This window comes from Paenibacillus sp. FSL R7-0179 (genome assembly GCF_038002265.1).
GTDB lineage: Bacteria > Bacillota > Bacilli > Paenibacillales > Paenibacillaceae > Paenibacillus_AQ.
In genome coordinates, this window is sequence record NZ_JBBOCC010000001.1 from 2,546,448 (window position 1) to 2,561,684 (window position 15,237).

At 37.9% G+C, this 15,237-nt stretch carries 15 protein-coding genes; all 15 read left to right on the plus strand.

Annotated elements, in window-relative coordinates:
* Positions 1-56: 56 nt before the first annotated feature.
* Positions 57-1,190, plus strand: coding sequence for a glycosyltransferase (locus tag MKX63_RS11330; protein WP_341017125.1), 1,134 nt, complete (start codon positions 57-59; stop codon positions 1,188-1,190).
* Positions 1,190-2,530, plus strand: a complete 1,341-nt coding sequence (locus MKX63_RS11335; protein WP_341017126.1) for an O-antigen ligase family protein — start codon at positions 1,190-1,192, stop codon at positions 2,528-2,530. The genes MKX63_RS11330 and MKX63_RS11335 overlap by 1 nt, the downstream gene beginning before the upstream one ends.
* Positions 2,508-3,347 carry a 6-hydroxymethylpterin diphosphokinase MptE-like protein gene (locus MKX63_RS11340; RefSeq protein WP_341017127.1) on the plus strand — a complete coding sequence of 280 codons (840 nt, stop codon included), beginning with the start codon at positions 2,508-2,510 and terminating at the stop codon, positions 3,345-3,347. The genes MKX63_RS11335 and MKX63_RS11340 overlap by 23 nt, the downstream gene beginning before the upstream one ends.
* The gene (locus tag MKX63_RS11345; RefSeq protein WP_341017129.1) at positions 3,344-4,747 is read left to right on the plus strand and encodes a lipopolysaccharide biosynthesis protein; all 1,404 of its coding nucleotides are present in this window, start codon (positions 3,344-3,346) and stop codon (positions 4,745-4,747) included. Before MKX63_RS11340 ends, MKX63_RS11345 begins: the two co-directional genes overlap by 4 nt.
* Before the next feature lie 22 nt (positions 4,748-4,769).
* Positions 4,770-5,420: an acylneuraminate cytidylyltransferase family protein gene (locus tag MKX63_RS11350; RefSeq protein WP_341017130.1), complete on the plus strand. Its 651-nt coding sequence runs from the start codon at positions 4,770-4,772 to the stop codon at positions 5,418-5,420.
* Positions 5,421-5,435: 15 nt separating this feature from the next.
* Positions 5,436-6,206 (plus strand): 3-deoxy-8-phosphooctulonate synthase, encoded by a 771-nt coding sequence (gene kdsA, locus MKX63_RS11355; protein WP_341017131.1) that lies wholly within the window; start codon positions 5,436-5,438, stop codon positions 6,204-6,206.
* Positions 6,207-6,225: 19 nt separating this feature from the next.
* Entirely contained in the window at positions 6,226-7,191 is a 966-nt protein-coding gene (locus MKX63_RS11360) for a KpsF/GutQ family sugar-phosphate isomerase (RefSeq protein WP_341017132.1), read from the plus strand.
* Positions 7,188-7,649 (plus strand): KdsC family phosphatase, encoded by a 462-nt coding sequence (locus tag MKX63_RS11365; RefSeq protein ID WP_341017134.1) that lies wholly within the window; start codon positions 7,188-7,190, stop codon positions 7,647-7,649. The genes MKX63_RS11360 and MKX63_RS11365 overlap by 4 nt, the downstream gene beginning before the upstream one ends.
* A 102-nt stretch (positions 7,650-7,751) precedes the next feature.
* Positions 7,752-8,630 carry a glucose-1-phosphate thymidylyltransferase RfbA gene (gene rfbA / locus MKX63_RS11370; RefSeq protein ID WP_341017135.1) on the plus strand — a complete coding sequence of 293 codons (879 nt, stop codon included), beginning with the start codon at positions 7,752-7,754 and terminating at the stop codon, positions 8,628-8,630.
* Between the two features lie 20 nt (positions 8,631-8,650).
* Complete coding sequence (rfbC, locus tag MKX63_RS11375) at positions 8,651-9,211, plus strand: dTDP-4-dehydrorhamnose 3,5-epimerase (RefSeq protein WP_341017137.1); 561 nt, start codon at positions 8,651-8,653, stop codon at positions 9,209-9,211.
* Between the two features lie 41 nt (positions 9,212-9,252).
* A complete protein-coding gene (gene rfbB / locus MKX63_RS11380) occupies positions 9,253-10,248 on the plus strand; it encodes a dTDP-glucose 4,6-dehydratase (RefSeq protein ID WP_341017138.1) in 996 nt (331 codons plus the stop codon).
* 66 nt (positions 10,249-10,314) lie between these two features.
* A complete protein-coding gene (locus MKX63_RS11385) occupies positions 10,315-10,899 on the plus strand; it encodes a YdcF family protein (protein ID WP_341017139.1) in 585 nt (194 codons plus the stop codon).
* A 1,087-nt stretch (positions 10,900-11,986) separates the two neighbouring features.
* Positions 11,987-12,760 carry a hypothetical protein gene (locus MKX63_RS11390; RefSeq protein WP_341017141.1) on the plus strand — a complete coding sequence of 258 codons (774 nt, stop codon included), beginning with the start codon at positions 11,987-11,989 and terminating at the stop codon, positions 12,758-12,760.
* Entirely contained in the window at positions 12,735-13,328 is a 594-nt protein-coding gene (locus MKX63_RS11395; protein ID WP_341017142.1) for a hypothetical protein, read from the plus strand. The genes MKX63_RS11390 and MKX63_RS11395 overlap by 26 nt, the downstream gene beginning before the upstream one ends.
* Positions 13,329-13,821: 493 nt before the next feature.
* Positions 13,822-15,162 (plus strand): transcriptional regulator, encoded by a 1,341-nt coding sequence (locus MKX63_RS11400; protein WP_341017144.1) that lies wholly within the window; start codon positions 13,822-13,824, stop codon positions 15,160-15,162.
* The last annotated feature ends 75 nt before the right edge of the window (positions 15,163-15,237 follow it).

A 15,237-nucleotide genomic window follows, 5' to 3' on the forward strand; every position in this document is an offset into this window, starting at 1 on the left:
AAAGACATATTTTATTATTGGAACAAAAATGAATTGTTTAATAGGAGTCGAATAGTATGAATAAAATCAAGATCTTGCATGTTATTGGTACCTTGAAGGTTGGGGGAGCGGAAACAGTTGCAATGAATTACTTTAGATTTATAAACAGGAATATATTCAATTGTGACTATTTAGTTTATGGAGATGAAATTGGAGAGTATGAGGAGGAGGTATATAAATTAGGGGGGAATGTTATTAGAATTCCTAAACCGTCGGATAATTATAATGAATTTCAAATCAATTGTCAAAATATATTTAAAAAAGGGGGGTATGACATTGTTCACTCTCATACACTTTTAAACAATGGATTAGTAATGAAAGCAGCTAAGAAAGCTGGTGTCAAAGCTCGTATTTGTCATTCACACAATATTAAAAATAGACCGAAGGAAAACTTAATAACTTTCTTATATGCTCAATATATGAAAATACTTATCAGAAAGAATTCTACGGATTTCTTAGCATGTGCAAGGGAGGCAGGAATTTATTTATTTGGTCGAAAGAAATTTGAGAGTAATGGGATAGTTATTAAGAATGGAATTGAAACATCGAAATTTTTATATGACTCAAATATAAGGGGGAAAACTCGTGAAAATTTGAGTGTTGAAAATAAATTTGTGGTCGGAAATATTGGAAGACTTGTTGATCAAAAAAACCAAAAATATTTGTTGGAAATATTTCAAATGGTTTTGAAGGAAATTCCAGATTCTATTCTATTAATTGTAGGGGACGGAGCTTTAAGGGGATGTTTGGAAGAAAAATCTAAATCTTTGGGGATAGGAAGTGCTGTAAGATTTTTAGGTTCCAGGGACGATATTAAAGATTTATTGCAGGCCATGGATGTTTTTGTTTTTCCCTCACTTTTTGAAGGATTAGGAATTGTTCTAGTTGAAGCACAAACTTCGGGCTTAAAGTGTATTGTATCAAACACTATACCTAGAGAAGCTGGAATTAGTAACTTAATCGAGTTTGTTGATCTAAATCAAAGAAAAGAATACTGGGCGAATTTAATAATAAGTAAAAAAAATGAGATGGAAAGAAGTAATATGGAAGGGATTATTTCTAAATCAGGATATGATATTAAAAGTGTAGTTAAGAAGCTTGAAAGAATTTATATTGATTCCTTAGGTATCAATATGGGGGACGTTAGTTAATGAGACCTGCAACAAGTCGGGAAACTTTAGATTTAATAAAAAAAGAATCAGTTAATGCTGAACTATCTTTGTTAAGCATAGCAAGTTTTATTGGGTTTATACTTTATGCTGTAACTCCTTATTGGTTTTATAATCAGTCAATTACATTATTAAGTGTAATACTTGGAGTATGGATATTTACTTTTCTTCTTATTATACCCTCTAAAATACAGTCTTATCTAAGTAATAGAGTTAATATCGCCCTTTTTGTACTAATTTGTTTCTGGATACCATATGTATTTATTCTTCGATTAGTTGGTTTTTCAACATCAGATTGGGGTAACTTTTTTGTTTATGCGCTCTTCTGGTTTTCTTATGTTGCTTTTTGTTTTTATAATGGTGTACTAAATGTCAAAAATAAAATGATTATCATTTTAGCTATTATTATGATTTATGCATTCAATGCAATTGACAATATGAGATTATTATTGCTTTACCCTAATGGAAATAAACTCATAAATTTTTATGATGTTTATAAACAGTACAACATTGGAGGTACTACTTTTGCCTTCGAGCTATCTTTATGTGCATTGATTTGCCAGTTGTTAATGCTCAATCAAACTAAATATAAAAAAATAGTTTTTGGTGCCTATACAATAAATTTAATATACTTATTTGCTTTTTCAGGGAAAATGACTTCAATAGTATTATTTATTTGTGCCTCTTTGGCGATGTTAATAACATGGAAAATAAATAGATTCAAGAAGAATGAGAGAATTTTGTTATTAATTGGTTTTATTATAACTTTATTACTTTCTTTGTTTTTTTTACCATATATTTTCAGATTATTTGGTGATAGCGTTGCTTCTCACGATTTAAGCAAAAGATTCTATTCTTTGGCCAACTTTTTAGAAAAAATGTATACAGGTAACTTGGTTATTGATGAGTATTTAGTAAGAATTGATTTGGCCAAACTAAGCTTAGAAACTTTTATTTCTTCTCCGATATTTGGCATAGGTAAACATTTTGCAAATCAACAAATGTATGGGCTGAACGCAGTGTATTCAGTTGGAATTGGTAGTCATTCTGAATTAATTGATCATCTCGCAGTATATGGGATAGTAGGTCTGGTATCATATCTATTTATTTTCAAAAAATATTTTGTTACCTTGCTATACAAGTGTACTACTACAATCAATAGAGATCTTTATAAAATTATAATAGCATTTGTTGTTTTTTATTCAATTCTGAATAATAGTTTTAGTATGGGGGTTGGAATACTATTATTTATTATGCTTCCTTTTGTTTTAGATATTATAGAAGAGGGGATAAAATCAAATGCTTCAAACAATAAAGCGTAATTTACAGAAAAGTGAAAAGCACAGGAGTTTGTACTTAATAATAAAAAAAATAAAACATTATTATGGGAAAACACTTATTTTTAATATGAGAATGTTTTTAAGATATATAGGAATTTCTAACTTTCATTACAAAAATCTAAAAAAACTAAAGAACACTAATGAAAATCAAAGATGTTTTATAATAGCTACGGGCCCGAGTTTAACAATTGAGGATTTAAATAAGGTACGTGATGAGAAAACATTTGGAATGAATTCACTATGTAAAATTTATGGAGAAATAGGTTGGGAAACGACCTATTATGGCATACAAGATACTTATGTCTATGAAAAACTTAAGGGGGATATCGCATCTATCAAGAAATCTACAATAATAATAGGAGACAGTATTAAAGACTCTTGGGAGGATTATCAAAAAAAATGGTGTAGTTATCCTCTTAATATGTTAAATCACTTGGTAACTTATGAAGATTTAACTGCAGATTTTAGCGAAAATAGTTATATGAAAGTGTACGATGGGTATACAATTACCTATTCTTTGATCCAGATTGCAGTGTATATGGGGTTTAAAGAGATAGTTTTAATGGGATGCGATTGTAATTATTCAGATAACAAAGATAATCAACATTTCGTTTCTTCTGGAGTTTTTGACTCCACATATAAAACTGCTGGGAAACGTATGATGTTTGCTTATGAAAAAGCTAAAGAATTTGCTGATGCTAATAATATTATGATTTATAATGCTACAAGAGGTGGAATGTTAGAGGTTTTTCCCAGAGTAGACTTAGACGAAATCCTCAATCTTAAGGTGAATAAATGAATTCGATAATAAGTATATTTAAAAATGAAAATACTAAGGCAGGCGGATTCTATCTCATTGGGAATTTATTTGATAAAGCTATACTTTTCCTTACAATACCTATATTTACAAGGTTAATGTCTACTTCCGACTATGGAATAGTTAATACTTATATGTCGTGGGTATCTATTTTATCCTTAGTAGTTGGTCTTTCTTTAGGACATTCTATCCGAACGGCTTTTATAGATTTCAAAGAAAATTTTGAAGCTTATATTTCTTCTATTTTGTTTCTTTCATTTCTTAACTTCTTGGTTTCATCGGTATTAATACTAATAATTATGTATTCTTTTTTCAAAGAGGTTAATTTAATATTGGTGATTTTCTGTTTAGTGCAATCTTATATGACTTTTATAATTAATTGTATAAGTATTAAATATATGATGACTATGGAATATATTAAGAAAACAATATTATTAGCATTACCGAATGTTTTGATAACGGTATTATCAATTGCTTTGCTGGTAAATATCGAGAATAATCAAGCGCTCGGAAGAATAATACCCTACATAATGGTAACGTCTGTGGTAGGAATTTATCTTCTTGTATCGTCCTTTGTTAAAGGGAAAAAAATTATTAGTAAGATTTACTGGAAATATAGCATATCATTGTCTATTCCTTTGATTTTTCATGGACTATCTATGAATATTTTATCAGTAGCGGATAGAATTATGATAACTGCATTCCGTAGTGCAGCTGAGACTGGTATCTTTAGTCTAGTGTATAGCTTAAGTATGATCGCGTTAGTAGTTACCTCATCTATGGAAAGCGTTTGGATACCTTGGTTTACCAAGAAATTGCAACAAGGTGAAAAAAATATTATTAATAAGAGAGTGAATTTATATATAGAATTAGTGGTAGTTGTTATTATTGGTTTACTACTAATATCTCCCGAGATATTAGTATTTATGGCTCCTGAAGAATATTGGGGTGGTAGAAACCTAATTCCTCCAGTAGTATTAGCATCCTTTATAATTTTTTTGTATTCAATTTCAGTCGATTTAGAATACTACTATAAATCTACTAAAGTAATAGCGACTAATACTGTTATCGCTGCAATGATTAATATCGGATTAAACTTTATCTTTATTCCTCATTATGGGGCAATAGCGGCTGCATTTACAACAGTTATTGCTTACGCGGTATCGTTTGGTATTCATTATCGGGCAGCTCGAAAATTAGATAATGAGTTATTTCCTATTAAAATTTATTTAAAACCGGTAATTACAGTTTTATTTGCAACTGTATTAACTTATAGCTTGATGGATTATGCATCTGCACGATGGGGAATAGCTATAGTTGGATTTGGATTATACACTTTCATATCTCTAAAGAATGATAGATTCTCCTTTGTTATAAATTAATTCTAGAAAGGTGGAGGGGATTTTGACTGAAAAAAGAGTCGTAGCTTTTGTTCCCATTAAGTTAAATAGCCAAAGACTGCCTCACAAAAATATTCTTCCAATAGCAGGACATCCTTTATGTTGGCATATTGTTGATACTTTGAATAATGTTGAGGGCATTGATGAAACTTATGTCTTTTGTAGTGACGAGGAAGTAAAGAATTATATACCTTTGGGTGCGAAATTTCTTAAGAGAGATTCAAGATTAGATGGTGATATGGTAAAAGGTTTTGAGATTTATGAAGCATTTATTAATCAGGTTGATGCTGACATTTATGTTCTGGCACATACTACATCACCATTTATTAAACGTGAAACTATTAGCAACTCACTAAATAGTATTCTTAAGAAAGGTCATGATTCTGCTTTTTCAGCTCAAAAAATACAAACTTTTGCATGGTATCAAGGTGAGCCAATAAACTATGATATTAATGATGTTCCTCGCACTCAGGATATGGAACCTATTTATGTTGAAACTAGCGCTTTCTTCATGTTCGAAAAAGAGATTTTTACTGAGCATCACAGAAGAATTGGGTTCAAACCATATATACAAGAGGTGGATAGTATTGAAGCAGTAGATATCGATACTAAAGATGATTATGACTTTGCAATAAGAATTATAGAAAATAATTAAGAGGAGTGTAAGAACATGTTTAAATTGATAGCTGGGCCATGTGTGATTGAAAGTGAGGAATTAGTATTACAAGTTGCTAAAGAGGTAAAGGCGGTAACAGATGAGCTAGGAATTGATTATTATTTCAAAGCTTCATTTGATAAAGCTAACAGAACATCGATAGATTCCTTTAGAGGACCAGGTCTTGAAGAGGGTCTTAGAATTTTGCAGAAAGTTAAGGATACATATGGCTTGAAAATCGCTACTGATATCCATGAACCATACCAAGCTGAGCCTGTTTCAAAAGTTGCTGATATCATTCAAATTCCTGCTTTTTTGTGCAGACAGACAGATTTACTGGTTGCTGCCGCGAAAACTAACAAAATTGTAAATGTGAAAAAAGCACAATTCCTTGCACCATGGGACATGAAAAATGTTGTTAGGAAGTTAGAAGAGGGCGGAAATAAGAATATTATGCTTTGTGAACGTGGTACTACTTTTGGTTACAACACTTTAGTGGTTGACATGACTGGTTTAATAGAATTAAAGAAATTTGGATATCCAGTTGTATTTGATGCTACACATAGTGTACAAAAGCCAGGTGGCAAAGGGGACGCAACTGGTGGTAACAGAGACTACGTTCAGTATTTAGCAAGAGCTGCTATGGCAGTCGGTATAGATGCATTATTTATGGAAGTTCATCCTGATCCGGACAATGCTAAATCCGATGGTCCGAACATGGTTAAATTAAGTGACTTGAAGCCTATACTAGAAAAATTAATAAAAGTATACCAAGCTGTGAATTAATAGAATAGGGGCTAGGCATATGGATTATGTTACTCAAGCCAGAAGAGTTTTTGATATAGAAATTAAAGCACTTGAGCTTGTAAGAGATCATTTAAATGACAATTTTATTAACATCTTGAGGATTGTAACTGAATGTAGAGGGAAAGTAGTAGTTACTGGTATGGGAAAGATGGGTCATGTTGCACGTAAGATCGCTGCGACTATGGCTAGTCTAGGTGGGCCATCCTTCTATTTGCATCCCGGTGAAGCTCTTCATGGAGATTTAGGAATGGTCACAAGTGATGATGTCGTTATTGCTTTAAGCTACAGTGGGGAAAGTGAAGAAATTACTAGATTACTAGCAAACATAAAGGCAATTGGTGCGATCTTAATAGGGATTTCAGGGAATGCTGATTCTACATTGGTGAAATATAGTGATTATTCTCAAATTTTCCCGAATTTCGATGAGGCTTGTAATCTTAGTTTAGCCCCAACTTCTAGTACAACTGCTGCTTTAGTTTATGGAGATGCTCTTGCTGTAGTAGCTTCTAAAGTATACGGATTTACTGAGGAAAAATTTGCATTATTCCATCCTGCCGGTTCACTAGGTAAGAAATTACTGATTAAAGTCCAAGATGTAATGGCTTATGGCGAGGATAATGCAGTTATACAACAAGATGTTACTTTAAAAAGTGCAATTATTGAAATGGGCAAGAAAGGGCTTGGAATAGTTACTGTGGTTGATAATGAGAATAATATTATTGGTGTTGTAACTGATGGAGATCTGAGACGACAACTTGAGAAAGGTGTAGATGTTTATGGTCTTTCTGTAAATGAGATTATGACTAAAACACCAGTTACCATTAATCTTGAGAGTATGGCAGTTGAAGCTCTTCAGATACTAAAAAATAATAATATATCTTGTGCACCCGTAATTGATAAACTTAATAAAGTAGTTGGAACAATAAGAATACAAGCAATCTTGAACAAAGGAATAATTATATGATAAAAATGATTATTATGGATGTTGACGGGACATTAACTGATGGCAAGATTTATATTGGACCACAAGGTGAAGTCATGAAGGCTTTTAGTGTAAAAGATGGTTTAGGAATAACCAAATTAAACGCAATGGGTATTAAACCAGTTATACTAACCGCTAGAAGTTCGGAAATTGTAACTAATAGAGCAATGGAATTGAAAATTGAAGATGTATACCAAGGTATACATGACAAAATCACGGGCCTAGATATGATAAGTAAGAAATATAACATTGGATTTAATGAGATAGCTTACATTGGTGACGATGAGAACGATCTAGAATGTATGAAAGCATGTGGTTACAGTGGGTGCCCTGCAGATGCAACTAGCACTATTAAGAATGTCGTTAATTTCATAAGTGTATTTAATGGTGGAAATGGTGCAGTTAGAGAATTTATTGAACATATATTGGTGAAAGCTTAGAGATTTTCATTTCTACTTCTCTCGAATTTTGGGTCCTACATAATGGCTCGAACTAGAGGGAAGTTATTTTTGTAATTGTTTATTCAAAGGAGAGGTTACCATTTGAAAGGCATAATCCTAGCCGGAGGCTCCGGCACCCGGCTCTATCCATTAACCATGGTAACTAGTAAGCAGCTACTGCCTATTTACGACAAGCCTATGATCTATTATCCCTTATCCACCTTAATGCTGGCCGGAATTCGAGATATTCTTATCATCTCCACACCTGAGGATACTCCGAGGTTTGAGAGTCTTTTGGGGGATGGTTCTCAGTTTGGGGTTTCCCTTCAATACATCGTACAACCCAGTCCTGACGGTTTGGCTCAGGCTTTTATTTTGGGCGAATCGTTTATTGGGAATGACGCTGTGGCTATGATTCTTGGAGATAATATTTATTATGGGAATGGCATCCGTAAGATGCTTCAGCGTGCTTCCGGGAAGGCGCAGGGGGCGACTGTGTTCGGGTATCATGTGCAAGATCCGGAACGGTTCGGTGTGGTGGAGTTCAATGATGAAGGTAAGGTACTGAGTGTGGAAGAGAAGCCGGTACAGCCTAAGTCTAATTATGCGATTACGGGCCTCTACTTCTATGATAACCGTGTGGTGGAGATTGCCAAGAACGTGCAGCCTTCTTCCCGGGGTGAACTTGAGATTACTTCCATTAATGAAGCATATCTTAGAATGGGAGAGCTGGATGTCGAACTCCTGGGCCGCGGCTTCACTTGGCTGGATACGGGGACTCATCAGAGTCTGGTGGATGCCACCAATTTTGTACGGACGATTGAAGATCATCAGGGGATCAAGATTGCCGCGCTGGAAGAGATTGCATATATTAACGGATGGATTACGAAGGAGCACCTGCTGAGTTGCGGGCAGAAGCTAAGCAAGACGGGGTATGGCCAATACCTGATTAAGGTTGCTACCGGAAAAATTCAATATTAAGCAGTAGAGGTGTAGAGGATATGAAGTTAACAGAAACGGCGCTTCCAGGCGTGTATATAGTTGAACCTGCGGTATTCGGAGACCACCGAGGCTGGTTCATGGAGACGTTCAGTGCTGCGAAGTTCAGAGAGCAGGGCATTGATATTGCTTTTGTCCAGGATAATCAGTCCTATTCTGCGGTTAAAGGCACCTTGCGCGGCCTGCATTATCAGCTCAATCCCAAGGCTCAGACCAAGCTGGTACGTTGTACCCGTGGGGCCATATTCGATGTGGCTGTGGATGTCAGAGCAGGCAGTCCCGCTTACGGCAAATGGTTTGGTGTTGAACTAAGCGCAGAGAATAAGAAGCAGCTGCTGATTCCCAAGGGGTTCGCCCACGGGTTCATGACGTTGACCGAGGATGTTGAAGTTCAGTATAAGTGTGATGAGCTGTATGCTCCAGACTGTGATGGCGGCATTCTCTGGAATGATCCGGCTATCGGGATTGAGTGGCCGCTCCACGTTACCCCCGTTCTCTCCGGCAAAGATGAGCAGGCTCCGCTCCTGCAAGATGCTGTTCTGAATTTTACTTATACTCCCTGAAGCAGATCGAAATCCAATTGAATGATTCTGAGGTGTAATTGATGAATAGAAAAAAATTGCTGGTTACCGGAGGTGCCGGTTTCATTGGCGGGAACTTCGTGCAGTACATGATCGATAAGTACTCCGATTACGATGTCTACAACCTGGATCTGTTGACCTATGCTGGTGACCTCTCCAAGCACAAGGAGATTGAGGATCGGGATAACTACCACTTTGTACAGGCGGATATTGCGGACCGTGAGGCTATTCAGTCTCTTTTTGCAGAGAAGCGATTTGATTATGTGGTTCATTTCGCAGCCGAGAGTCATGTGGACCGCTCTATTACAGATCCGGCGGTATTCGTCCGTACGAATGTGATGGGAACCCAGGTGCTGTTGGATGCTTCCCGTGCGATTGGAGTGACCAAGTTCGTTCATGTCTCTACGGATGAAGTGTATGGCGAACTGGACTGGGACCCTGCTGTATTCTTCACGGAGGAGACCCCACTCCAGCCTAACAGTCCTTATAGTGCAAGCAAAGCGTCGTCCGATCTGTTAGTCCGTGCGTATCACGAGACCTTTGGCTTGCCGATGAACATTACCCGTTGCTCTAATAATTATGGCCCGTACCACTTCCCGGAGAAGCTCATTCCGCTTACAATCTCTAAGGTTCTGAATGAACAGAAGGTTCCTGTCTATGGAGATGGCGCGAATATCCGGGATTGGCTGCATGTGTGGGATCATTGTGCTGCGATTGACCTGGTGCTGCATGAGGGCGTAAGCGGTGAGGTGTACAACGTAGGCGGGCATAATGAACGCACCAATCTTGAGGTTGTGAAGACGATTATTCATACTTTGGGGAAATCTGAGGATTTGATTGAATTCGTTACCGACCGGCTGGGTCATGATAAACGTTATGCGATTGATCCGGCTAAGCTGGAGAGATTGGGCTGGAAGCCTACGTATACGTTCGAGACCGGGATCGCCCAGACCATTCAGTGGTATACGGAGAATGCACAGTGGTGGGAACAGATTCTTAGCGGCGAGTACCGGAATTAGCTTATGATCCGTAACCTAACTAGGACCAAGATGGGCAAGCGCAGAAAAAGAATTCTCTTTTTGTACTTGCCCCTTCTGTTAATCGTCTTGCTGTTCCTGTGCGCCGGGCGTTTCCTTCCGGTATCCGAGGCTCCCAAGCAAGCAGATGTTATCATCATCCTCAGCGGCGGGGGAGGGCGGGTGGAGCAAGGGGTTCAGCTGTTTCAAAAAGGCTATGCGCCGCAGCTCCTGCTGTCTAACGCTAAGGAGATCACCGGCCCAGCAGGAGACATGCGCGAAACTGCTCTCTCCTTAGGCATCCCGGAATCCGCTATACTGACAGAAGATGCTGCGGAGAGTACCTACCAGAACGCGCAGCTCACGCTTCCAATCATGAAGCAGAAGGGCTTAAAGTCGGCGATTGTGGTGTCGTCGGATTTTCATATGAGGCGGGTAAAGTTTATCTTTGATCATGTGTATAGGAAGTCGGGGATTGAGCTGACGTATATCGGGGAGGACTCGGGTTATAACGCGAAGGCTTGGTGGAGTGACCGGTATAGCCGGGAGACGACTTTTAACGAATATATTAAGATGATTGGCAATGCCTTCGGCTACAATGGCCCGGAAGCGAAAGGTTCGCTGGAGCAGATTAAGAGCTGGTTCCGTCGATAAGGCAGGTCTGACAACAAAAGAAGTGCGGATACCTTAGCGATAGAAACAAGTCAGATTTTACCGGGATGTTGCGGATCGGCGTGGGTGAAGCTTGGGAAACAGCATAAACAGCATAAACAGCAGAGACAGCGGCTAAGCAAATGTGATTTCGGAACGACAGAGACCTTATGAGACCCTTAGGGTCTCTTTATTTTGTGCTCATGGCAAACAGGTTGCCTGTAGTTCATGAATTATACTAATCTGACGCTCAGCCAGATACTTAGTGGTCAGCAACCCATTGTATCTGGTCTATGTCTCCGTGCTGTTCGAAGTGGTTGAAGGAATGTTTCAAGAGGGACTGTGGAAAGTGCCGATTTGCTATATAAGAATGTGAGTGCCAGTGAGAAGTATCAGAATTCCGAGAGACTCGCGATATGCCAATTCCGTCTATTCCCTATCGTCATTGGTGATGACCGGGTGCGGAATTTACAGGCGGCGCTACTCTTCGAATGTTGCCTGGATCGGCTGGATGAAGCGGATCAGTTAGATGGATTGAAGCATCTTGCTTATGTATATGTGTCATTGAACAAGTGGCATGAGGTTTCTCTGAATACGTTGAATATATCTCCCACCGGCCAGATGAGATATTTACAGCGTTATACAATATTATCTTATCGGCTAACCGCTATGATTAGAATGTTAATTAGTAAGGCATTCTTCATAACAAACAAGTCATAGCCAACCAATACACCGGATTTCTTTCTGAATTGGGATCTTTATCGATATTGTAGTAATAATGAAGGTAGATTCGCCAGGATTCCGTAAGCGTATGGCCTTTATAGGAACAGTGTATGGTGCTACACGATGTCAAGAGAGTGAATTCGAATTCTTTGATATGTGAAAAAAATACAAGGCTAGTGTGCGACCTTAGGGAACAGTTGGAGGGAGAAGCCAAACGGACACAGAACTAACAACGAAATACTATCTTTTGGATTGATTTCTACGATATTACATGTATAATCAAGATCATTAGTGGAATATTTTGTTAAACCGAAAAATGGTTTTTTCTAAACATTCCAATCTAAAATACAATATCAGGAGTGTATTTATGAACAAGAAAGCTTTGACAATGCTAGCTACCTTTGGACTTTTGTGCTCTATTTACCCTGCCAGCATTAATGCTGAATCCAGTACAAATGTTGATACTTCAACCACTTCACCAACTAACGTATTTACTTCTGTTCCTGATCAACAAGAGATTGAACGTCAGAAGCAATACGAACCTGCCCCCCCTACTGCTTGGGAAGTTGATCTAAATGGTAATAAAAAAACAGTACCGTACATTGTCCCTTCTGCATTAGGAAATGCAACTAAGGGCACTATTGGGACACAATCTTGGAGCGATAGCAACTATACTTACGCTTTTGACGGCTGGACATTAAGTTCTACACAACTAGATGACTATAGATTTTATGTTTCTAAAGTGTCTATTGATAACCATAGTTCTCAACCATTGCCACTAAAATACACCCAACAAAACTCAATTACAACGCAATGGTCAGTTGGTGCCAATATTTCAGCTGAAGCTGAATTTGGCCCGAAATTTTTGTCTAGTTTAACAGTTTCATTAGGTGGAAATTGGAGTAAATCTAAAACATCATACGCTAGTACAACTATTGAAATGGGACCAGTAAATGTTCCTTCAGGATGGGCTGCATCCTTCACTAAATATCAAGGTGGCGGTTATGGTCAAGGACAAGCGAGATGGAAAAAGTATATCAAAGGCACTTCTTCTTTAGTTGGATTGTACTACACAGGTGAGTCTGGTTGGGCTGTTAATGATTCAGTTACAAAGTATGTCTATGCAGATCATAAAATTTAAGTTTTATAGAAGAACTCTACCTCTTCTTTTAGTTATACTAGTAGCTTTAACCGTTTCTTCCTGTGATGTTAAATCTCATGATGAAGTACTCAAGAATGGTGAATCACCTATATCCTATAATCAGTACAGATCTTTATTTGATAATATGATAAAAGAACTTAAGATAGCAGATTCGGAAATAACTGAAAAAACTGATAATGTTAACTTGGTTGCAATTGACAAAGAATCGTCATTTGGTACGAGATCTATTTTAACTTTGACAGGTGAACAAACTAATCAAGAAACACAAGAAAGAATCATTTATACGAATATAAAGAATGAAAACTTAGCTCTAATTGATTTGATTTATTTACACTCTTCAGTAGGTAAAGATATGATTTTCTTGCCAGCATCTACAGAGACTTCTAGAGAAAATCCATTCTTTCAAAAGTTTAACGAATGTATACTATCTTATAATAATATATTGATTAAAATAACTATAATATCTAATGATAAACCCATTGAGTTTCAAGAACTGAATAGAGCTGTTAATTCTGTAACAACTTTTTTGGAACAATACAAATTTTAAAAAAGAAGAACGTTTCACAATTGAAACGTTCTTCTTTTTTTAACCTGAATTAAGATGATTGGCAATGCCTTCAGCTACAATGGTTCTGAAGCGAAGGGGTCGCTTGAGCAGATTAAGCGCTGGTTCCGCTGATAAGGCACGACACCTTCGCGATGGATACCGTTAGGTTCTACCGGGATGTTGCGGATCGGCGTGGGTGGAGCTTGGGAAACAGCAGAGACAGCGGATAAGCAAATATGATTTCGAAACGATAGAGACCCTATGAGACTAATAGGGTCTCTATTTTTTTACCATAATGGCAAACCTCTTGCCTGTAGTTCACGGATTATACTCATCTGCAGCAATCTATGTTATTGACCATTGGAATAATGTGACATATTATTACAACTATAAAAGAAATTATATTGGATTCCAGTTAGGTGGTGTTTGCGTGGTCCCTACTACTCGAACTATGATTCGCGATCTATTAGCGTTGCATTTGTCGCAGAGGGGAATGTCTATTCATCAATTCTCCATACAATCCGGAATTAATTCAGGAACGCTCAGCCGGATACTTAGTGGTCACCAGCCCATTGCTATGAACCATCTGGAGCGAATCACCAAGGCGATGGATCTACCGGAAGACCATTTCTACAGCTTATATGTGGATGAGTGTTTCTTTTTCTCGTCGCCCACCTGGCGGCGTCTGCGGCCATTTCTTGTGCGCTCCGCTGAGCTGGGTCGTCTAGATTGTGTTGAACAGGTGGTTCAGAATCTGCTGGAGAATCTGGTTTATGCCCCCATGCTGTTCGAAGTGGCTGAAGGCCTGTTTCAAGAGGGGCTGTGGCAAGCTGCCGAATTGCTGTATAAGAATGTGAGTGTCAGTGAGAAGTATCAGAATTCCGAGAGACTCGCGTTGTGCCAATACCGTCTGTTCCGTATCGCCATTGGTGATGATCAGACACGGAATTTACAGGCAGCACATCTCTTCGAATGTTACCTGGACCGGTTGGATGAAGCGGATCAATTGGACGGGTTGAAGCATCTCGCTCATGTATATGTTTCATTGAACAAGTGGCATAAGGTAGATGAGATGGCGAAGCAAATGCAGCAATTAGCGACTCTACGTTATAATCTCCAGCGTCAGTCTGACCGCAGAATGAGTAACGAGAAAAAACCTGAGAAACCCCTGTACTTCTACATCCTGTACGCACAGCTCATCCGTTCAAATGTGTCTGAGCAAATGGGAGACTACCCATCGGCATTAGATTGGGTATCCCTCTATATGGATGGAAGCTGGATACAGGAAGAAAATGAAGAAGTGAAGCGGACTGTGGCCCAATTCCAGGAGTGGGGTACCGCAAACAGACTGCTCTATCGGGTAATGGGAGGACAATATGAGGCGCTCTCTGACTATGTTGCATATATATCCGATCGACCAGATGAGATATTTATAGCATTATACAATATTATCTTGTCGGCTAACCGCTACGATTGGAATATTGATTATATTCTGGATCGATTTGCTTCCTATATTCCATACCGGACAAATCTTGTAGAGTACGGCATTCTTCATAACAAACAAGTCATAGCCTACCAGTACTCGCGGTTTCTTGCTGAAATGGCATTCTATTATCTACATAATAAGCGCAAAGAAGGAATTATCTTCATCCTGCAAAGTATGGAATCATCTGCTAGAATCAATAACGAAAGCAATCTTCTCAAATGTGTTGATCTATTCGAACAGTATCGGCATCTGGCAGATGAAGAAGAGAAAGAGCAATACAAACTTCTAATTAGAGAGGTGCAGGTTTCACATGAAAAGGAAACTTATCAAACTTCTAGCTTCCTGTAGTCTGGCTATTGCAATTATTATACCAGTTGGTACTACTGAGCTCGTAGCAAATATCAGCACTCAATCTTTTATTCA

Excerpts from the sequence above, each read along its gene's own strand:
- MKX63_RS11400 (WP_341017144.1), top strand. The coding sequence starts at position 13,822 with ATGTCTATTCATCAATTCTCCATACAATCCGGAATTAATTCAGGAACG.
- MKX63_RS11395 (WP_341017142.1), top strand. The coding sequence starts at position 12,735 with ATGTCTATGCAGATCATAAAATTTAAGTTTTATAGAAGAACTCTACCT.
- rfbB (WP_341017138.1), top strand. The coding sequence starts at position 9,253 with ATGAATAGAAAAAAATTGCTGGTTACCGGAGGTGCCGGTTTCATTGGC.
- MKX63_RS11330 (WP_341017125.1), top strand. The coding sequence starts at position 57 with ATGAATAAAATCAAGATCTTGCATGTTATTGGTACCTTGAAGGTTGGG.
- MKX63_RS11365 (WP_341017134.1), top strand. The coding sequence starts at position 7,188 with ATGATAAAAATGATTATTATGGATGTTGACGGGACATTAACTGATGGC.
- kdsA (WP_341017131.1), top strand. The coding sequence starts at position 5,436 with ATGTTTAAATTGATAGCTGGGCCATGTGTGATTGAAAGTGAGGAATTA.
- rfbC (WP_341017137.1), top strand. The coding sequence starts at position 8,651 with ATGAAGTTAACAGAAACGGCGCTTCCAGGCGTGTATATAGTTGAACCT.
- MKX63_RS11345 (WP_341017129.1), top strand. The coding sequence starts at position 3,344 with ATGAATTCGATAATAAGTATATTTAAAAATGAAAATACTAAGGCAGGC.
- MKX63_RS11360 (WP_341017132.1), top strand. The coding sequence starts at position 6,226 with ATGGATTATGTTACTCAAGCCAGAAGAGTTTTTGATATAGAAATTAAA.
- MKX63_RS11340 (WP_341017127.1), top strand. The coding sequence starts at position 2,508 with ATGCTTCAAACAATAAAGCGTAATTTACAGAAAAGTGAAAAGCACAGG.
- MKX63_RS11390 (WP_341017141.1), top strand. The coding sequence starts at position 11,987 with ATGAACAAGAAAGCTTTGACAATGCTAGCTACCTTTGGACTTTTGTGC.
- MKX63_RS11335 (WP_341017126.1), top strand. The coding sequence starts at position 1,190 with ATGAGACCTGCAACAAGTCGGGAAACTTTAGATTTAATAAAAAAAGAA.